Source organism: Actinoplanes siamensis (genome assembly GCF_016862395.1).
Classification (GTDB): domain Bacteria; phylum Actinomycetota; class Actinomycetes; order Mycobacteriales; family Micromonosporaceae; genus Actinoplanes; species Actinoplanes siamensis.
The window spans coordinates 22,473-40,089 of record NZ_BOMW01000023.1; the positions used below are offsets into that span (position 1 = coordinate 22,473).

Below are 17,617 nucleotides of genomic sequence, written 5' to 3' on the forward strand. Positions count from 1 at the left end.
CATGCCAGGATGGCGCCATGACTTCGGCGCGGCGTCTGTTCTCGGCAATGTCCGTCGCGGTGCTGACGGTGGCCGGCGCCCTCGCCGCGACACCGGCGACCGCCGCGCCGCCGGGAGACACCGACCCGCAGACACCCTGGCGGACGCGGCACTGGCCGTGGACCCAGCCGTGGCAGGCCGACGAGGCGGCCGCGCTGGCGCACCCGGGTGGCGGGCCGGCGCCGATCGACCCGCAGCGCTACGAGCTGCCGGACACGATGACCTGGTCGGACTACCGGCAGGTGCCGGGGACCGACTGGGCCGATCCGGCGGTACGCGGCTCGGAACGCACCTTCCGCGGCGCGCTCGTGCTCGTCGACTTCCCGAACCAGCCGTTCGTGGTCACGCAGCCGGCCAACTCCACCATCTACGGCAACCCGTCCGGCGTACAGAATCTGGACCGTGCCGCGGTTCCGGCGTTCTACCGGGACTTCCTCAACAAGCCCGGCGGCCTCAACCGCGGCCACACCATCCACGAGTACTGGATGGAGGACTCGAACGGGCGGTACGGCATCGAGCTGAGCGAGTTCGGGGTCTACCAGTTGCCGGGCAAGAGCCACGAGTACGGCATCGAGAACTCGATGCAGCGGGGACTGGGCTGCCCGGCGGGCGACCGGTGCGGCCGCGACCTGCGTACCGACGCGCAAGCGGCCTGGACCACGGCGGTCGGCGCGGAGAAGGCGGCCTCGTTCGACTTCGTCTTCTTCCTGTCCGCGGGCCAGGACGAGTCGTCGACCTGGCAGGAGTTCGGCCAGATGAAGTTCGCCGGCAGGGATCAGGTCTCCGACGGCTTCGGGCCGCCGGACGAGTCGCTGCCGAACTGGAACGCGACCCGCTACGTCGACTGGACCTCCTGGCAGGCCTCGTCGAACATCTGGCCCAACGCCACCCGGGGCAGCTCCCTGCAGGCGGAGAGCTCCGGCATGTCGACCTACGCGCACGAGTTCAGCCACATCCTCGGGATCGGTGACAACTACAACAATCCGTACGGCTTCCCGCCGCGCCGCGACTACAGCGGGCCGTGGGAGATGCTCAGCCGCGGCACGTTCAACGGGCCCGGCGGGCCGCACAGCCGGTGGCTGATCCCGGGCACCGCGGGATCCTCCATGGGCGCCCATCACATGTTGCGCAACAAGCTGAAACTCGGCATCGTCGACGACGGCGCGGTGCTGAGACTGTCCCGCGACGCGCTGGCGGAGTCCGGCGTCGTGCTGGCCAGCGTGACGGCGCGCGAGGTGGACCCCGCCGGCCGGCGACTGGCCGGCATCAACGTGACCCTGGACGGCGGTGACCACGGCGCCGCCTGCGATCCAGCCGCGGACCCGTACTGCGACGGCGGCGGGTACGACAACTACACGCTGGAAGTGGTCGACCGGATCGGATTCGACTCGTTCACCCCGGACTCCGGGGTGCTGCTGGCGAAGACGAAGAACGCCGACGACGCGCCGTTCATCTGGACCGTCGACGCCAATCCGCAGGACATCGACAAGGTGGATTTCGTTCTGCCGGACGGGACACCGCAGAAGATGACGATCGGCGACTACCGGCAGCTCTCCGACGCGCTGTTCCACGCGGGCACCGGCTCGGGCAGCCGCTTCGAATACGTGGACACCGCGAACCGCCTGCACTTCTACGTCCTGGACCGGCGGCGGGACCGCAACGGCGTGCTGTCGTACGAGGTGGCGGTGCGCTCGCTGGACGGCGCCGGGCCGCGGGCGCGCGGGGTGGCGGCGTCGCCGCGCTCCGGCTCGGAGCAGTGTGCCATCGCGGTCCGCAACACCGGCCGCGGTGACGACGTGTTCCGCGTCTCGGCGCCCGGCGCCTCGCTGACCCGCACGGTGATCGGGGTGGCCGGCGGTGGCACGGCGACGGTGGACGTCCACGCCGGGCGGCGGCCCGGGAGGGTGGCGGTCACCATCACCTCGGAGAGCGATCCGGATGCCACCGTCACCACCTACTGCACGCTACGGCGCTGACCGGCCCCTACTTGCCGACGGCGGCGTGGGCCACCGCGAAGGAGCCGACCTCGCGGCCGGGCAGCGCGGCCGCCAGCTGGACCAGCGGCCATCCCATGGGGAGACGTCCGCTGATCCTCGGGAGGTGGGGCCGGCTGCCGGCACGCCGGCCCCTCTGCCTCACTTGGTCGCGCGCCCGGTCAGCTTGTCGCGGAGCCGGTCGACCAGGCCCACGCCGGGGCCGACCAGCTTGTGGAACAGCTCGTTGTTCGGCGCGCCGGGGTGCGGCCGCGTCGGAGCCAGCTTCTTCGCGGTCTCCACCTTGCCGGCCAGTTCGACCAGTTCCTCGCGCGGGATGTGCCGGCGCAGCTCGGGGAACTGCTCCGCCTCCTCGTCGCGCACGTGGTCGGCCAGCACGGTCTCGAGCTGGCGCAGGGTGGCGTCGAACTCGGCGCCGGTGACGTCGGCCGCCTCCAGCCGCTTCATCAGCTGCTCGAGTTCCTTGTGCTCCTTGACGTCGTGCTCCACCGACTTCTCCCCGTCGGGCAGGTGCTTGCGCATCGCCGGGTAGACGTACATCTCCTCGGCGACGGCGTGACGCACCAGCTCGCTGATCGCGGTGTCGGTCAGATCGCGGCGGATCATCGGGTCGGTGACCGACCAGATCTCGCCGATCAACGCCGTCACGTCCCGATGGTCGCTGGTCAGGATGTCGATCACATCGGTGCTGGACGTTTGGGTCACAATAGCCTCCGAAATAAACGGGTGAACGGACGCCGGGTCGCATACCCGGGCGTTCCCGGGTCTACTCCGGCATCACCGGATCGGTATCTCGGCGGCCCGGCCCACACCTCACTGTCGAACAGGCGCACGATCCCGGCCGGCCTCGTCGGCGTCTCAGCGGCCCGGCCACACCTCGCTGTCGAGCAGGTGCACGATCTCGGCCTCGAACGATGACCAGTCCGCCCGCCCCGGGCCGAACAGGGCCGGGTCCAGGCACTGGTACGCGCCGCGGAGCGCCTGTGCGACGGACTCCGGCAGCGGACCCTCGCGGATCTCGGCCAGGATGGCGCGGGAGAACGCCTCGGCGGCCGAGCACCGCCGCTGCTGGATCGCCGCGGCCAGCCCGCGGTGCAACCACAGCGCGATAGAGGTCGGAGCGTCCGGGAACGGCTTGTTGCCGCCGGTGCCGAGCCGGTCGTGGCGGATGCGGTAGTCGAGGGCCTCGGTCACGTGGCCGGTGCAACCGGAGAAGAAGTCGTTCCGGCAGCCGCGCAGGATCGTGACGTGGAATTCCACGTCGACCGCCCGGTATCTCTCCCGCCAGTCGGCTCCGCTCTCGTCGTCGGCGCGGAACAGCTCGTCCCGGCCGAGCTGTTGCAGTTGCCGGGCCAGGCCGGACAGCTTGTCGGCATCCGCCTCGGTGAGATGCTCCGCCGCCAGGAACGCGGCTACCGGCTCGATCGCGGACCGCACGTCGGTGAGAAGTCGCATCAATGGGTGCGGTTTCAGCGCCAGCCTCCGCCGGACGCTTCCGATATCGAACACGTTCCAGTCGTCCGCACCGTCCGATACGCTTTCGCCGGGTGCCGCCGGCTCGAATTCCGACGCGTTTTTCGCCGAATTCCACAATTCTTTGAAATGTTCCAGGTCGTCCCCGCCGCCGAGCAACCGGACGACCAGCCACATCGTCCGCCACGTGGGCAGGTGATCACACCGCAGCACCTGACCGACCGAGGTGTGACTGATCGCGCCGCCGGACATCGAGGACAATTTCCGCGTGGACGGGGCCCCGGCGTCCAGGTACAGGTTTTCGAGTGCGTCACGAAGCCTGCGCAGAGGACCGTTCATCTTCTCTCCACAAGGAAGGCGCGACTGGAAGTGCCAGTATCTGGAGAAGTCGAATAGATCACAAGCCCTCCTCCGGAGGATCGCGTCGGCAGCATTCGGCAGGCGCCGGAAAGTTTGTAAAAGATTGGAAAGAAGGCGTGACGGCGGCCGGGGCGACGGCGATTGTGTAGCCAGTGGCCGCACTTTCGCGGCAGGGCACCGAAAAAGCGGCTCGACACGAGGAGGGAACTCACATGACCTGCGGATTGGCCGGCATGGCGATCACGTGCGCGATGTTGTTCTGCACCGTCACCGGGGTGTATCTGTATTCGGCCAGGCCGCGCCGGCGCCGGCGCGCGTGGCGGATCATCCGGCTCGTCGCCGGCGAGCCCGAGCGCCTGCTCGGCCTCTGGCGCCACCTCTGAACCGGTCGGCGGCTCCCGGCCGGCTGGCCGGGAGCCGTCACCAAGCCGGCGATGCTCACCGCGTCGCGGCGTAACCGTCCCGGTCCGCCGTACGTCCGCTCTTACCGTGCTTGTGGTGGTACATGCGCCGGTCCGCCGTACGCATCAGGTCCGCGAAGCGTGGTGGCCGTGAGTGTCGTTCATCTCTTTGAAGCCGTCCAGGTCGAGCAGCACCAGGCTGACCTCGCCGGCCAGGGCGGCGGCGGCCAGCACCGCCCAGGTGATCAGGACGCCGGTCAGCCGGCGAGCGACCAGACCGCCGCGGCGATGGCGTTCGAGCCCAGCGCCATGCTGTTGCGGTCGACGTCGGTCAGGTCGTCGCAGGCCTTGTGGTAACAGGCGCCCAGGGCGCTGAGGCTGCGGACCGAGCTGACGCCGGTGACCTTGACGCCGGCCCGCTTGAACGCGGCGTGGTCGGAGCGGTCGTCGGTGTCCAGCGACGGGTTGACGGTGATGCCCTGCGCGCTGAAGTACGTCCGCAGCGGCGCGTTCAGCCCGTTCGACTGCCCCTCGACGTAGAGGCTCCAGCCGACCGTCCGGCCGTTCTCCGGCTTGTTGCCGATCATGTCGAAGTTCAGGTACGCGTCGATCTTCTTCGACTCGCCGCTGGCCAGGTGCGACACGTAGTAGCTGGAGCCGACGTCGCCCTGCTCCTCGGCGCCCCAGAAGCCGAAGCGGATCCGCTTCTGCGGCCGGAGCTTGGCCTCCGAGATCGCGGCGGCGTTCGCCAGCAGGGCGGCCACGCCGGAGCCGTCGTCGTTGATCCCCGGGCCGGCCGCTACCGAGTCGGAGTGCGCGCCGGCCATCACGACGTGGGCGGCGTCCCCGTACGGCCACTCGGCGACCACGTTGGCCGCGGCCTTGCCGCCGGTGGTGAAGTTCTGCACGGTGGTCTGCCAGCCCAGCGCGTCCAGCTGCTGCTTGAGGTAGGAGACCGTGGACGTGAAGCCGGCGCTGCCGATCACCCGGGTGTTGTTGCTGGCCCGGGCGAAGTCCATCAGCTTCTGCAGATGCGCCATCGAGACGTCCGCGCTGATCACCGGCGGCGCGGCGGCGACCGTGGGCGCCGCGGCCGCAGCGGGCGGGGCCGAGTCGGCATAGGCCGCGCCGGTGACCGCGAGGGCGGCGGTGAGCGCCGCGGCGACACCGGCGCAGGTAAGTTGTCGGACCCGCATCGTTCCTCCATGGGGGGGTGGGGAAGGGACCTGATCGAGGTCGAAGTCGTAATGTACGTAGATCCGGGGAAGATCTGGGTCATATCAATCTGACCCTCTCATCCGGGACGGCGCCGCAGCGGGCCCTTGCCGGCCCTACGATCACGGCCCTGCCCCGACGAGCACGACACCCCCGCGGGCGCGGTGCCCGGCTACTTCCCCCCGGCTGGCTCGGCGGTCCTTCCCGGCGCTGGCGAGCGGATAGTCACCGACGTTGCGTCCCATCCGGGCAGCGGCGCCGGGATCAACACGGCCACGCCTGCTCCCCCGACGTGGCGCGCCCGGTCCACGTGGCCGCGGATCCGGGCTACCCGGCCTGAGCCCGCGTCGTGGACTGTCGCATCCGGACGCGCCGGCGACCGGTACCGGCAATGCCGAGCGGCTGCGGGGCTCCCCGGAACGGCCCGCGGACTTCCGTGCGCACGCTGACCGGCGGCTCCCGTGTCACGGGTTTGTCACGCCAGTGTTAACCGTCGGGCCGGACCGATGCGGCCGCCGTGTGGTCTGAGCTGCGAAGTTCTCACGACTCGCGGGAATCGCGGCGAGCCCCGTACCGGAAAGCAAGGGTTTTCCCTATTTCACTGATCCACATATGTTTATAGCGTCACTCCTGTTTCGCCCGGTGCCGGCCACCTCGCCGCGCCGGAGATCGAGCCCGCCCGCTACCCCCACGGGCGGGGAAGGAGTACCAGAATGGCAAGAAAGTCCCTGGTCATCGCGCTGGCAGCCGGAACCGCGGCCGCCTCTGCGATGGTCGCGGTGTCCGGTCCGGCAGCCGCGCAGCCCACCACCCCGGCCGTGGACGCGGCCGCCCGGGCCGACGCCGTGGTCGCCGCCCGCCCCGCCGCCCTGAAGGCGAGCGCGCACGACGCCTTCCAGCGGCGCCAGGTCATCAAGTCGCAGGGCTTGACCTACTCGGCCTACGACCGGACCTACAAGGGCCTGGCGGTGAAGGGCGGTGACCTGGTCGTGGTCACCGACGACGCCGGACAGACCCGGTACACGTCGGTCGCCCAGAACAACCCGATCGGCGAGCTGTCGACCACGCCCACGATCTCTGAGAGCGCGGCCATCGCGACCGCGAAGAGCCAGCTCAAGACCGTCACCGGCGTCGAGGCCACGTCGCTGGTCGTGGTCGCGGCCGAGGGCACGGCGGCGAAGCTGGCGTACGAGACCACGGTGAACGGCACCAGCGCCGAGGGCGTCAGCCGCCTCACCGTCGACGTGGACGCGCTGACCGGCACGGTGCTCTCGACCGAGGAGCACGTCACCGAGGCCACCGGGACGGGCACCGGCTGGATCAACGGCTCGGTGTCGCTGAACACCACCCAGTCCGGCTCGACGTACTCGCTCAAGGACCCGAGCGTCACGAACCTGAGCTGCCAGGACGCGTCGAACAACACGACCTTCAGCGGTTCCGACAACGTCTGGGGCAACGGCACCGGCACCAACAAGGAGACCGGCTGCGTCGACGCGCTCTACGTGGCGCAGAAGCAGGTCGGGATGCTCTCGTCCTGGCTGGGCCGCAACGGCCAGAACGGCTCCGGCGGCGCGTGGCCGATCCGGGTCGGCCTGAACGACCAGAACGCGTACTACGACGGCACCCAGGTGCAGATCGGCAAGAACACCGCCGGTAAGTGGATCTCCTCGGCTGACGTGGTCGGTCACGAGCTGGGCCACGGCATCGACGACAAGACCCCGGGCGGCATCTCGAAGGGCGGCACCCAGGAGTTCGTCGCCGACACCATCGGCGCGGCCACCGAGGCGTACGCGAACAACCCGAACGACCCGTTCGACTACCAGGTCGGCGAGGAGATCAACCTGGTCGGCAGCGGCCCGATCCGGTACATGTACAACCCGTCGCTCGCCGGTGACAGCAACTGCTACTCCAGCAGCACCCCGAGCCAGGAGGTGCACGCCGCCGCCGGCCCCGGCAACCACTGGTTCTACCTGCTGGCCCAGGGCAGCAGCGGCAACGGCCAGCCGGCCAGCTCCACCTGCAACGGCAGCACGGTGACCGGCCTGGGCATCCAGACCGCCATGAAGATCATGTACAACGCGATGCTGCTGAAGACCTCCAGCTCGTCGTACGCGAAGTACCGGGTCTGGACGCTGCAGGCCGCGAAGAACCTGTACCCGGGCAGCTGCACCCAGTTCAACGCGGTGAAGGCCGCGTGGAACGCGGTCAGCCTGCCGGCCCAGTCCGGTGAGCCCACCTGCTGATTCCGCTTCACCCCGGGGCCGGCGCGTCGTCATGGCGCGCCGGCCCTTCTTACGCTCTCGTCCTCGCGGGAGCGCGGCCCTTCACCGCCCTTTCGACCCGGCGGAACCGCGGCCCTGTTGTCAGGGGACCACGGTGACCGGCCAGCGGCCGCAGCGCACCAGGCGGTCGGCGACCGAGCCGGCGATCCGGTGCAGAATTCGCTCCGAGCGGCCCACGACCACCGCGTCCGCCCAGCGCTCGGTCGCCACCTGGCACAGCTCGGTGAACGGGTCCCCGGTGCGCACGACGGTCTCGAAGTCGACGGCGAGCCGCTCCCGCCGCAGCGTGTCGCGGAACTCGCTCTCCACCGCCTCGGGACGCGCGAAGGCCGAGGCGATCGACGCGCCGAACGGATCCCCGAGCGACAGCGTGCCCCCGGACGGCGGCCGCACGAAGACGCCGATCAGTCGCGCGCCCTGCCGCCGGGCCATGCCGACGGCGTACGCCCCGGCGCGCAGCGACGTACCGGACCCGTCGATCCCGACGACGATCACCACGGCGGCGCCTCCCGGTTCAGCAGGATGTTCACCGGGAGGATAAGTAAGCGAAACACGTTCAGCAACAGGGGCCGCCGTCCCGGGCCGGCTGCCGTGAGCGTGTCGATCCGGTCGCCCCGGACGGGAGCGTGACCGCCGCCGGCCCGGCACACCGGGCAGGGCTGGACAGAGCCGGCAGGCATCGGCGATCGTCGACGGCGATCGGCTCCGACGGCGATGGGGAACGAACCCGGATCCGAGGTTTAGGAGATCTGTCGGGGTGGGAATAGCGGTGCCACTTCGATCGCCAGCCCGGAACGCAAGGAGTTCCCCCTTGACCACCGTCGCCAATCCCGCCACCAGCACGTCCACGCCGGACCTCGAGACGTCCAAGGATCGCAGCACCGAGCTGATCACCGCGCTGGCAGCGCTTCCGGCGCGGCATCCGTCGCGGGCCCGCCTGCGGGACGACACGATCGAGGCCTGGCTGCCGCTCGCCCGGCACCTGGCCAACCGGTACGCCGGGCGCGGCGAGCCGGTCGACGACCTCTACCAGGTCGCCGTGCTGGGCCTGATCAAGGCCGTCGACCGGTTCGACGCCGAGCGGGGCATCGACTTCGCCGGGTTCGCCATCCCGACGATCATCGGTGAGCTGAAGCGGCACTTCCGCGACCGGACCTGGTCGGTGCGGGTCCCGCGGCGGCTGCAGGAGCTGCGGCTGGCCATCACGGCGGCCAACAGCAGCCTGCACAACACGCTGGGCCGCTCCCCCACGGTCGCGGACATCGCCGAGCACCTGAACATCACCGAGGAAGAGGTCCTGGAGGGCCTCGAGGGCGCCCGCGCCTACAACTCCACAAGCCTGTCCACCCCGGTCAACGCCGAGGGCACGACGACCCTCGCCGAGACGCTGGGCGGCGAGGACAACGGCTTCGAGCACGCCGAGCTGCGGGTCGCCCTCGGGCCCGCGCTGGCCACGCTGGACGAGCGCGAGCAGAAGATCATCAGCCTGCGGTTCTACGGCAACATGACGCAGAGCGAGATCGCGGCGCAGATCGGCATCTCCCAGATGCACGTCTCCCGCCTGCTCACCAAGGCTCTGGCGAAGCTCCACAAGCAGCTCGGCGCCACGGTCTGAGCCGGCCACATCCCTCCACGATCAGGCAGTCGTAGGAACTCTCGGTTCTCACGACTGCCTGATCAGCCTGGAGGGCGTCGGCGTCGCGTCCGTACTGCTGCTCGGCGATCCGGAACGCCCGTCGTTCGTCCCGGCCTGCGTGGAGGCGGCGCGGCGCATCCCCGGCTGCCGCCTGGTACGGGTGCCCGGCGCCGACCATTTCCTGCCGCTGCGGGCGCCCGGCCCGGTGGTGGCGGCGCTGCGCGCGCTGCCGCACTGACCGGCGTCCGCGCTACTGGCGCAGATCGCCGGTGTCGGCCAGGTGCCGCGCCACGTCCACCATCTTGGTCCCGGTGCCCCGGCTGACCTGTACCAGCAGCCCGAACGCCAGGTCGGCGGTGATCTGGTAACGCTCCATCAGGATGCCCTTGGCCTGGCCGATCAGATCGCGCACCTGGGTGGCGTCGCCGCATTGTTCCTGCTGCCGGACCCCGGTCAACGCGATCGCCGCGTGCGCGGCGAACAGCGCACCGATGTGTTCCGAGTCGTCGTCGAAAGCCTGCGGCTCCGGAGCGTACAGGTTGAGCGCCCCGAGGCTGTCATCCTCGACGAAGAGCTGGAACGACAGCATGCTGCGGATGCCGAGCCCGCCGGCGCGCTCGGCGAACACCGGCCACCGCTTTTCGCGGGTCAGGTCGCCGAGCCGCACCGTCTTCCGCTGGTAGACCGCCTCCAGGCAGGGGCCCTGGCCGGTGTCGAGCTGCGCCTGATCGACGTCGCGCACCACGTCGTCGGTGGCGGCCCGGGTCTCGATCTCCCGGTGACGCCGCACCACCATCAGGCCGGCGTGGCGGGCGCCGGGCACGGTGTCGACAGCGGCCGCCGCGATGGTTTCCAGGGTGCTCTGCTCGTCGTGCTCGCTGTGCAGGAACCGGGCCACCTCGCTCAGCGCGGTGGCCAGGTCCTCGCCCGGGACGGTTTCCATGGCTGCCTTGCCCCTCCTACGGCCTTGGACGGCTTCCGCCCCCGTATCCCCGCCCTCGCAGCCGACTACCCCGCCAGCATCACGATCGGCGCCGGCCGCCTGAGGCCACGTGCTCCGCCCGGCGACCGGGGGTGCCGCCCGCGACCCGGGTCGTCGTCACTTCCGCCAGCACCTGACCGTCGACCACGATCCGGCAGGTCACCTCGTCCTCGTCGGCGGAGACGGCCATGATCTGCTTCGCGGTGGAGGGTGCCTCGCGGGGATGCGGGCGGGGTCTGGGCCGGGTCGTCGGTGGGGCTGCGAGCGGGGTCACTCCGGCGTGGGGCCGGGACGCCGTTAGAGTTGCAGGCCGGGCGTACGGACTGAGGGGTCGAACAGTGAGTCAAGGCGCGCTGGCAGCAGCGGCGGGAGTCGCCGCACAGGCGGCGCGGCGGCGCACGTTCGCGGTGATCTCGCATCCCGACGCCGGCAAGTCGACCATGACCGAGGCGCTGGCGCTGCACGCGCGAGTGATCGGGCAGGCCGGCGCGGTGCACGGCAAGGGTGACCGCAAGGGCGTCGTCTCCGACTGGATGGCGATGGAGCAGCAGCGTGGCATCTCGGTCACCTCCGCCGCCCTGCAGTTCTCCTATCGGGACGCCGTCGTCAACCTGCTCGACACCCCCGGGCACGCCGACTTCTCGGAGGACACCTACCGGGTGCTGACCGCGGTGGACAGCGCGGTGATGCTGCTGGACGCGGCCAAGGGCCTGGAACCGCAGACGCTGAAGCTGTTCGAGGTGTGCCGGCAGCGCGCCATCCCGGTGATCACGTTCATCAACAAGTGGGACCGGCCCGGGCAGGACGCGCTCGCGCTGATGGACGAGATCGAGCAGCGGATCGGGTTGCGCCCGACTCCGCTGACCTGGCCGGTCGGCCCGGCCGGGCAGTTCCACGGGGTGATCGACCGGCGGACCAAGCAGTTCATCCGGATGCAGCGCTCCCCCGGCGGCGCCGACCTGGCGATCGAGGAGGAGATGGAGGCCGGCGAGGCGCAGGCCCGGTTCGGCGGGGACTGGGACACCGCCGTCGAGGAGCTGGACCTGCTCGCGATGACCGGCGCGGACCACGACCAGGCGGCGTTCCTCGCGGCCGCCAGCACGCCGGTGCTGTTCGGCGCGGCGGTCGCGAACCTCGGCGTACGCCAGTTGCTCGATGTCCTGATCGAGCTCGCGCCGCCGCCCGCGGCGCGGCCGACCGCCTCCGGCGACCAGCAGCCGGTGGAGGGCTCCTTCTCCGGTTTCGTCTTCAAGATCCAGGCGAACATGAACAAGGCGCACCGCGACCAGGTGGCCTTCGTCCGGATCAACTCCGGCCGGTTCGAGCGCGGCATGATCGTCACGCACGGCGGCAGCGGCCGGCCGTTCACCACGAAGTACGCGCAGCAGATGTTCGGGCAGGACCGGGACACCATCGACGAGGCCTTCCCGGGTGACGTGGTGGGCCTGGTCAACGCGACAGCGCTGGGGATCGGCGACACGCTCTACGTCGGCAAGGCGGTACAGTACCCGCCGCTGCCGTCCTTCCCGCCGGAGCACTTCGCGGTGATCCGGACCACCGACACCGCCGCGTTCAAGCGGTTCCGGCGCGGTGTCGAGCAGCTGGACGCCGAGGGGGTGGTCCAGGTGCTGCGCTCGGAGCAGCGCGGCGACCAGTCACCGGTGCTGGCGGCGGTCGGGCCGATGCAGTTCGAGGTGGCCACCTACCGCCTCGAGGCCGAGTTCGGGGTCAAGGTCCAGGTCCAGCACCTGCCGTACGAGATCACCGCCCGCACCGACGCGGCCGGCCGGGAGATCCTGCGCGGCGAGGCCGGCATCGAGGTGATGACCCGGGTCCGCGACGACGCGCTGCTGGCCTGCTTCCCGAACAAGTGGCGGATGCGCTCGGTCGCCGGCCGCCACCCAGGTCTGCGCCTCGACCCGTAGACCCCGGCGGCGGGATGCCGGGCGTTCACACCGCCCGGCGTCCACTCGTCCGTGCTTACGGCTTCGCCGCTCCGGAGCGGACGAAGACCGGCATGGTGTCCAGCGTCGTGGTGATCGTGGCGGTGGTGCCACCCGCGTACCGCTTGCCGGTGAAGTAGTCCGTCCACGTGTTGCCCGGCGGGAACCAGACCGTGGTGGACGCGGTCCCACCCGGCGTGGTCACCGGGGCGACCAGCAGGTCCGGACCGTACAGATACTGGCTGCCGGCCGTCGCGTAGGCCTCCTGCTCCCCCGGGTACGCCAGGTACATGGCCCGGACGATAGGGGTGCCGGTGCGGGTCGCCTCGGCCGCCGCCGCGTACGTGTAGGGCTGCAGTTTCTTCCGGAGCTTGAGGAACTTCTTGGCGGAGGCGTTCGCGGCCGGGCCGTACTGCCACGGCAGCCGGTCGCTGTGGTTGGAGTGCAGCCTGTCGATCGGCTGGAACGTGCCCATCTGCACCCACCGGGCGTACAGGTCGTCCGGCAGTTTCGTGCTGCCCGGCTCGGTCCCGGGCTCCTGCAGGCCGCCGGTGTGCCCGCCGATGTCGTGGCTGACCGCGGCCAGCCCGGTGGCCGCCGACTCACCGGGGGTGTAGCCGACCTCGTACCGCAGCGTCTCCCAGTTGGAGATGGTGTCGCCGGTGAAGTGCAGCGTGGTGCGCTTGTCGGCCCACGGGCCGGTCGGCGCCGGGCCCGGGTTGCCGTAGCCGCCGGCCTGCAGCGACCCGTACGCCCGGGAGAACGCGAAGCCGGTCCGGTCGGCGTACTGCTGGTTGATCCACGCGTCCCCGGTGACACCGGCCTTGGTGGAGCGGGAGGCGTCGCAGCACCAGTCCAGCCACCAGAAGTCGAGGTCGTCGGCACCCATCTGGTCGTGCAGCCAGAAGTAGGCCTTGAGCTGGTCGGGGTCGCCGAAGTCGAACACGTAGCAGTCGGCGCCGCCGTTGCAGCCGGTGCGCTGCAGCTTGCCCTTCGCGATCTCCTGCGCCCCGGCGAAGTGCGGGTCGGAGCCGAGGATGCTCGGGTGGATGTTCAGGCCGGTGTGCACGCCCTGCTCGCGCAGCTGCGCGGCGAACGCGTTCCAGTCCGGGATCCGCGCCGGGTCGATCGACCAGCCGTTCCACCTGTCCGGCGCCTTGACGTCGGTGTCCACGACCAACGCGTCCAGCGGCACGCCCTCGGTCGTGAAGCGCGCCACGATGTCCTGGAACCCGGCGGCGGTACGGTCGTAGTACTCCGAGTACCAGACGCCGTACGCCCACTTCGGCAGCAGCTTGGTCGGCCCGGTCAGGGTGGACAGCTCCCGCAGGCCACGGCGGTAGTCCTGGCCGTACGCGAAGACGTAGCCGTCCTGCACGCCGGCCCGGTGCGGCGCCGAAGCCGAGTCGTCGACCAGCGACCAGCCGTCCTGGTAGAGCAGCCCGCCGTAGGTGCGCGCGCCGCCGTTGACGTTGTCCAGGCCGCGCCGGTACCCGCCGAGCGGCGCGTGCGGGGCGAGCAGCGGCGCGTTCTCCGCGGCGACCGCGACGGTGTCCACGTTGACGTTGCAGCTCTGATCGGTGGGGCAGCCGAGCGCCACCGTGTTGGTCCCGCTCTTGAGGGCGACCACCACCGATGCGGTACGCCAGTAGTCCCACCCACTGGTCGGCGGCAGGACGACCGGGACCGGCGTGCCACCGTTCGCGGCCACCGTCACCGTCCGGCTCTGCACCGGCTGGTTGCCGGCCGGCCCGTTGGCGTAGCGCAGCTGCACCCGGTAGTCGCCGGCGCGCGGCACGCCGGTCACGGTGAGGGCGACCCCCGCTCCGGTACGTTCCAGGCCGGCCAGGAAGCCGTCGCCGGAGTATCCGTTGTGGTCGTCGGCGAGCCGTGCCCCGCCGGCCGGCGTGCCGGTGTCGGCCTCGCAGACGGCGCCGAACGCGCACGGCTGCGCGGCGGGCGGGGTGGGCGCCGGGTACGCGGCGCCCGGCGCGAGCACCGCCAGACTGTCGACGTTGACGTTGCCGGAGTCGCTCGCCGTCCGGACCAGGCTGATCTCGTGCCGGCCGGCGGTCAGCTCCAGCGGCAGCGAGGCGAGCGCCCAGGTGTCCCAGTTCCCGGTCGGCGGCAGCCTGAGCGTGCCGGCCGCGGCGCCGTCGACAGTGACGGTCAGCGTGCGGGTGACGTTCTGGCCGTCCCCACCGGTGCTGTTGGCGTAGCGGACGGTCAGCTGCCGCGTCTCCGCGGCCGCCGGGGTGACGGCGAAGGTCAGCGCGTGGCCGGTGCCCTCGAAGCCGGCCGCGAAGCCCCGGCCGGTGAAGTCCCGGTGGTCGGTCGCCGCGCTCGGCCCGTTGAGCGCGAGCGCCTCGGCCTCGCACAGAGCGCCGGGCGCGCAGTCGGGGGCGCCCGTGCCGGCCCACGGCTCGGCGAGCACGCTCTGGTGACCGGCTTTGAGTCGTACGCTCAGATTGTCCTTGGTGAACGGACCGGAACCGACCCGGTAGCGCAGGGTGGCCGCGGCCGTGTCGATGGTCAGCCAGCCGTGCGAGATCCGTTCGGTGAACCGGGTCGGCGCGAAGTCGTCGCGGCCGACCACGTTGAAGGTGCCGGAGTCGGTGAACCGGCCGCCGGGGGCGTACTCGGTGCGGATCAGGGTCGGCGAGAGGACCTGGAACCGGGCGTCGCCCGAGACGACGCTCTGCCGGTGGCGGGTGGTGGCTTCGGCGGACGAGGACGGTGCCAGCGCCAGGCCGCCCGTCACCAGAGTGAGAGAGGCCGCGGCGGCGACCCTCCTTCGAACAAGATCGCGCACAGACGCTCCCCATCGGACGCGAACGAAACTTTTCTATGACAACGCTGTCATCTCCCGGTAACCGACGTCAATGGACCTTGGCCGCCTTTTCCTCCCTCGATCCCGGTGATCGTCCTGACCGCGTTCCCCGCCGGCGCCGTCTCGACCTCACCGACGGCCTGGTCATCGGTGTCGCCGGCGGCACCGGCTCGCCGCCCTGGAGACCATGGGGTACGCGTTCACCGCGCTGATCTCGTCCGACAGCGACCTCGGGCTCTGTCGGGCAGACCCTGTTCGTGCGGGCGCTGACCTCCCCGGCCGCGCACCCGGCATGGACCGGGCCGACCGCGGGCGCCCTGGTTGCGCTGGCTGGCGATCTTCGCCGGGACGGTCGCCGGTGGGTCCAGCGGGATGACGGTTCACGGGCTTTCGAGCGGCACGCTGGGCGCGGCGGCCGCACGTCGGCGAAGGTCCGTGGCGCCCGTCCCGGAACCTGCTCGACGTGCGGGCTGATCCGCTGCTGCGCCGCGATGGGCCGGCCGATGACGTCCACGGTGCCGTCGGGCACCGGCTCCGGCATGAACCGCAGCATCCCGGGACGCGCCTGCGCCCGGCTCGGCCCGGCTCGGCCCGGCCCGGCCCGGCTCGGCTCGGCTCGGCTCGGCGAACCCCACCGGCTCCCCCAGCAGCTCACCGATGATCGCGGCGCCCTCCCGGGGCGTACTCAGCGCCGGCCCGGCCAACTCGTAGCCGCGACGGTGGAGTATCAGATCAGCCAGCTGGGGCAGATCCTTGTCCCGCTCTTCGCGCACCTGGCCGAGTGGTCCGCGGCCCACCTGGCGGAGGTGAGGAGTCCCAGCTCAACGAGACGATGTGGTGGGCCCCGCCGCGGCGCACCTGGCGGAGGTGAGGAGGGCCGGCGCGTTGACGAGGCGAGATGAGCGCCCGGCGCCGGGAGGGCGGCGCCGGGCGAACAAGGCCCGGCGGGCGGCGCCGGAGGGGCGGCGCCGGACGGAACTCAGTGCCAGACCGTGAAGCGGACCTGCTGCGGTTGCGGGTCGATGTAGTCGACCTGGTAGAGCACCCGGTACTGGGTCCCGGTGGGCACGCCGGTGGCGAGCACGGTGCGCACGCCGGGCGTGGGTGAGCAGGCTTGCACCGGCTCGGTGTAGGTGGGATCGCGGCCGTCGGCGGAGAGCAGGGCCACCAGGAACGTCTGGCAGTTGTCGGCCGGGTCGGCCACGTCCCGGATGCCGGACACCGAGATGGTGCGGCACCTCGCGTTGTCGTCGGTGATCGGCGTCGTGGCGATCCGGCCGCCGGCGTAGAAGTCCGAGGTGGGACGGACCGCGGTGCAGTGCGGCGCGGTGGTGGAGGCGTGCGCGGCGGCGGGGACGAACAGGGCCATCCCGGTCGCCGCGGCGGCGGTGACGATGCTGGTCAGCTTCTTCATGCCGCCACGGTGCGCGCTCGGTCACGCCAAGCGCCCACCACGAGGTGAGGATGGCACGTTATCGGGACTCATACCCAGTTGATCACCTCCGAGCTGTCGCAACGCCGCCCCGTAGAGCACGGAGTAGCGGCTGGTCACGTCCGGACCGCCGCCAGCCGCTCCTGGTCACGTCCCGACCACCGCAACGCGCCCCTGATCACATCCGGACCACCGCAACTCGCCCCTGATCACGTCCCGACCACCGCAACCCAGCCCAGTGAAGCGGGAAGCGCCAGAGGAGGACCGCGACGCCGGTCAGCGTGGTCGCGTCGTGACGGCTTTCCCGTCACCGTAGTCGGGCTCGCTTCACGGGCTACCGCTTCTCGGGGTGACCAGGCCGGTCTCGTAGGCGATGACCACGAGCTGGGCACGGTCACGAGCGTGCAGCTTGGTCATCGCCCGGTTCACGTGGGTCTTCGCGGTCACCGGCGAGATCACCATCCGGGTGGCGATGTCGTCGTTGGACAGCCCCTGGGCGACCAGGGCCACGGCCTCGCGCTCGCGTGCCGTCAAGTGCCCCAGCACGGTGGCGGCGTCGGCCGGTGGCGGCTGGGTGACGTACCGGTCGATGAGCTTGCGGGTGATGGCCGGCGCCAGCAGCGCGTCGCCCCGGGCCGCGACCCGCACGGCGTACAAGAAGTCCTCCGGAAGGATGTCCTTGACCAGGAACCCAGCCGCACCGGCGCGCAGCGCGTCCAGGACGTACTCGTCGAGCCCGTAGTTGGTCAGGATCACGACGTGCACCCCGGCGAGGGACGGGTCGGCGGCTACCCGGCGGGTCGCCTCGATGCCGTCGGCCAGGGGCATCCGGATGTCCACGAGCATCACGTCGGGCAGGTGCCGTTGGGCCAGCGCCACGCCCGCGGCGCCGTCACCGGCCTCGGCGACCACCTCGATGTCGTTCTCACCGTCGAGCAGCGCCCGGAATCCGCTGCGGATCAGCGGCTGGTCGTCGACCAGCAGCACCCGGATCACGACGCCCGCCCCACCGACGGCCCGGCACTGGCAG

16 protein-coding genes are annotated in these 17,617 nt (G+C 71.1%); 6 read left to right on the forward strand and 10 right to left on the reverse strand.

From position 1 onward, the window contains the following. The first annotated feature begins 17 nt into the window (after positions 1–17). Positions 18–2,015, forward strand: coding sequence for a M6 family metalloprotease domain-containing protein (locus Asi03nite_RS12345; RefSeq protein WP_203679262.1), 1,998 nt, complete (start codon positions 18–20; stop codon positions 2,013–2,015). A gap of 159 nt (positions 2,016–2,174) precedes the next feature. Here Asi03nite_RS12345 and Asi03nite_RS12350 read toward each other — a convergent pair whose 3' ends face one another. Further along, the gene (locus Asi03nite_RS12350; RefSeq protein WP_203679263.1) at positions 2,175–2,738 is read right to left on the reverse strand and encodes a hemerythrin domain-containing protein; all 564 of its coding nucleotides are present in this window, start codon (positions 2,736–2,738) and stop codon (positions 2,175–2,177) included. 153 nt (positions 2,739–2,891) lie between these two features. Then, positions 2,892–3,845, reverse strand: coding sequence for a FadR/GntR family transcriptional regulator (locus Asi03nite_RS12355; protein WP_203679264.1), 954 nt, complete (start codon positions 3,843–3,845; stop codon positions 2,892–2,894). Between the two features lie 233 nt (positions 3,846–4,078). On the opposite strand from Asi03nite_RS12355, the gene Asi03nite_RS12360 reads away from it, so the two are divergent. Next, positions 4,079–4,249, forward strand: coding sequence for a hypothetical protein (locus tag Asi03nite_RS12360; RefSeq protein ID WP_203679266.1), 171 nt, complete (start codon positions 4,079–4,081; stop codon positions 4,247–4,249). A 144-nt stretch (positions 4,250–4,393) separates the two neighbouring features. Here the strand turns inward: Asi03nite_RS12360 and Asi03nite_RS12365 are convergent, their stop codons facing one another. After that, a complete protein-coding gene (locus tag Asi03nite_RS12365) occupies positions 4,394–4,501 on the reverse strand; it encodes a diguanylate cyclase domain-containing protein (protein ID WP_203679276.1) in 108 nt (35 codons plus the stop codon). A 23-nt stretch (positions 4,502–4,524) separates the two neighbouring features. Further along, positions 4,525–5,463 (reverse strand): M20/M25/M40 family metallo-hydrolase, encoded by a 939-nt coding sequence (locus Asi03nite_RS12370; protein WP_203679284.1) that lies wholly within the window; start codon positions 5,461–5,463, stop codon positions 4,525–4,527. 732 nt (positions 5,464–6,195) lie between these two features. On the opposite strand from Asi03nite_RS12370, the gene Asi03nite_RS12375 reads away from it, so the two are divergent. Then, the gene (locus Asi03nite_RS12375) at positions 6,196–7,725 is read left to right on the forward strand and encodes a M4 family metallopeptidase (protein ID WP_203679286.1); all 1,530 of its coding nucleotides are present in this window, start codon (positions 6,196–6,198) and stop codon (positions 7,723–7,725) included. A gap of 120 nt (positions 7,726–7,845) precedes the next feature. Here the strand turns inward: Asi03nite_RS12375 and Asi03nite_RS12380 are convergent, their stop codons facing one another. Further along, a complete protein-coding gene (locus tag Asi03nite_RS12380; RefSeq protein WP_203679288.1) occupies positions 7,846–8,262 on the reverse strand; it encodes a universal stress protein in 417 nt (138 codons plus the stop codon). 313 nt (positions 8,263–8,575) lie between these two features. Here Asi03nite_RS12380 and Asi03nite_RS12385 point away from each other — a divergent pair, with 313 nt between their 5' ends. Together Asi03nite_RS12385 and Asi03nite_RS38885 are read left to right on the forward strand one after the other, a co-directional pair. After that, positions 8,576–9,379 (forward strand): SigB/SigF/SigG family RNA polymerase sigma factor, encoded by an 804-nt coding sequence (locus Asi03nite_RS12385; RefSeq protein WP_203679290.1) that lies wholly within the window; start codon positions 8,576–8,578, stop codon positions 9,377–9,379. Between the two features lie 139 nt (positions 9,380–9,518). Next, a complete protein-coding gene (locus Asi03nite_RS38885) occupies positions 9,519–9,638 on the forward strand; it encodes an alpha/beta fold hydrolase (protein WP_373872103.1) in 120 nt (39 codons plus the stop codon). 12 nt (positions 9,639–9,650) lie between these two features. Here the strand turns inward: Asi03nite_RS38885 and Asi03nite_RS12390 are convergent, their stop codons facing one another. Together Asi03nite_RS12390 and Asi03nite_RS12395 are read right to left on the reverse strand one after the other, a co-directional pair. After that, positions 9,651–10,343, reverse strand: coding sequence for a GAF and ANTAR domain-containing protein (locus Asi03nite_RS12390; protein WP_203679291.1), 693 nt, complete (start codon positions 10,341–10,343; stop codon positions 9,651–9,653). Positions 10,344–10,422: 79 nt separating this feature from the next. Beyond that, on the reverse strand, positions 10,423–10,572 hold the full coding sequence (locus tag Asi03nite_RS12395) for a hypothetical protein (protein WP_203679292.1): 150 nt from the start codon (positions 10,570–10,572) through the stop codon (positions 10,423–10,425). 148 nt (positions 10,573–10,720) lie between these two features. Between Asi03nite_RS12395 and Asi03nite_RS12400 the strand changes: the two genes are divergently transcribed. Continuing rightward, positions 10,721–12,307, forward strand: a complete 1,587-nt coding sequence (locus tag Asi03nite_RS12400; RefSeq protein ID WP_203679293.1) for a peptide chain release factor 3 — start codon at positions 10,721–10,723, stop codon at positions 12,305–12,307. A 55-nt stretch (positions 12,308–12,362) separates the two neighbouring features. Here the strand turns inward: Asi03nite_RS12400 and Asi03nite_RS12405 are convergent, their stop codons facing one another. The 3 genes from Asi03nite_RS12405 to Asi03nite_RS12415 form a co-directional block, all read right to left on the reverse strand. After that, positions 12,363–15,086 (reverse strand): TIM-barrel domain-containing protein, encoded by a 2,724-nt coding sequence (locus tag Asi03nite_RS12405; RefSeq protein ID WP_239102638.1) that lies wholly within the window; start codon positions 15,084–15,086, stop codon positions 12,363–12,365. A gap of 1,048 nt (positions 15,087–16,134) precedes the next feature. After that, complete coding sequence (locus Asi03nite_RS12410; RefSeq protein WP_203679295.1) at positions 16,135–16,569, reverse strand: hypothetical protein; 435 nt, start codon at positions 16,567–16,569, stop codon at positions 16,135–16,137. Between the two features lie 345 nt (positions 16,570–16,914). Then, on the reverse strand, positions 16,915–17,583 hold the full coding sequence (locus Asi03nite_RS12415) for a response regulator (protein WP_203679298.1): 669 nt from the start codon (positions 17,581–17,583) through the stop codon (positions 16,915–16,917). Positions 17,584–17,617 lie beyond the last annotated feature (34 nt).

What these genes read in the sequence shown, in the direction of transcription:
- Asi03nite_RS12345 (WP_203679262.1), top strand. Translation starts at nt 18, where the DNA reads ATGACTTCGGCGCGGCGTCTGTTCTCGGCAATGTCCGTCGCGGTGCTG.
- Asi03nite_RS12355 (WP_203679264.1), bottom strand. Translation starts at nt 3,845, where the DNA reads ATGAACGGTCCTCTGCGCAGGCTTCGTGACGCACTCGAAAACCTGTAC.
- Asi03nite_RS12360 (WP_203679266.1), top strand. Translation starts at nt 4,079, where the DNA reads ATGACCTGCGGATTGGCCGGCATGGCGATCACGTGCGCGATGTTGTTC.
- Asi03nite_RS12370 (WP_203679284.1), bottom strand. Translation starts at nt 5,463, where the DNA reads ATGCGGGTCCGACAACTTACCTGCGCCGGTGTCGCCGCGGCGCTCACC.
- Asi03nite_RS12375 (WP_203679286.1), top strand. Translation starts at nt 6,196, where the DNA reads ATGGCAAGAAAGTCCCTGGTCATCGCGCTGGCAGCCGGAACCGCGGCC.
- Asi03nite_RS12390 (WP_203679291.1), bottom strand. Translation starts at nt 10,343, where the DNA reads ATGGAAACCGTCCCGGGCGAGGACCTGGCCACCGCGCTGAGCGAGGTG.
- Asi03nite_RS12395 (WP_203679292.1), bottom strand. Translation starts at nt 10,572, where the DNA reads ATGGCCGTCTCCGCCGACGAGGACGAGGTGACCTGCCGGATCGTGGTC.
- Asi03nite_RS12410 (WP_203679295.1), bottom strand. Translation starts at nt 16,569, where the DNA reads ATGAAGAAGCTGACCAGCATCGTCACCGCCGCCGCGGCGACCGGGATG.